Below are 933 nucleotides of genomic sequence, written 5' to 3'. Positions count from 1 at the left end.
ATTGTCGCTGGCGACGCACCTTACTCCACTGTAGGGTGCGTCGCTGTGAGATTGTATATCGTAGTTGAATATTGTCGGTGGCGACGCACCTTACTCCACTGTAGGGTGCGTCGCTGTCGAGATTGTATATCGTAGTTGAATATTGTCGGTGGCGACGCACCTTACTCCACTGTAGGGTGCGTCGCTGTCGAGATTGTATATCGTAGTTGAATATTGTCGGTGGCGACGCACCTTACTCCACTGTTGTCAATGATAAAATCACACTATGGTAATGCACCCTACTAACGATTATGTCAAATTATCGTAGAGCATTTGTACCGGGAGGTACTTACTTTTTCGTTTTAAATACATACAAAAGGATTCCTTGGCTGTCAAGCGATATCGGTCGCGCAGGGCTGCGAAAATCTATAAAGAGAGTCCAAAAACTCTATCCTTTTACCATTGATGCGATCGTGCTTTTGCCGGATCACCTTCACATGATGCTTACTTTGCCGGATGGCGACAGCAAGTACCCAATTCGTTTGGGGTTAATTAAAGATTTTGTAACCCGATATTCCGGGCATAAATTGGGAATAGAAGCAGAAATTAGTCAGTCTCGTAAAAAACGCAAGGAAAGTAACCTTTGGCAGCGTCGATATTGGGAACACGTCATTCGCGATGAAAATGATTACGCTCACCATTGCGATTACATTCATTATAATCCAGTTAAACATAATTTGTGTCGGTCTCCGAAGGATTGGGAATTTTCTAGTTTTCATCGATTTGTTGCTCAGGGGATTTATCCTGAAGATTGGGGCGCGAATGAAGTACCGTTGATTCCTGAAGATATTGGCGGAGAATTATATTTGTAGGTGCATCGCTGTCGAGATTTAAGGGTGACGACGCACCTGAATTTACTGTATGGTGCGTCGCTGTGAGATTTTATATCGAATT

1 protein-coding gene is annotated in these 933 nt (G+C 43.7%); it reads left to right on the top strand.

The features are described from left to right. Nucleotides 1-290: 290 nt before the first annotated feature. Complete coding sequence (locus QUA56_RS09440) at nucleotides 291-851, top strand: REP-associated tyrosine transposase (RefSeq protein ID WP_333356277.1); 561 nt, start codon at nucleotides 291-293, stop codon at nucleotides 849-851. Nucleotides 852-933 lie beyond the last annotated feature (82 nt).

It is taken from the genome of Microcoleus sp. N3A4, from assembly GCF_036701805.1.
Lineage (GTDB): Bacteria > Cyanobacteriota > Cyanobacteriia > Cyanobacteriales > Microcoleaceae > Microcoleus.
Note: the sequence above shows the minus strand (reverse complement) of the source record. Positions and strands in the feature narration are given on the sequence as shown.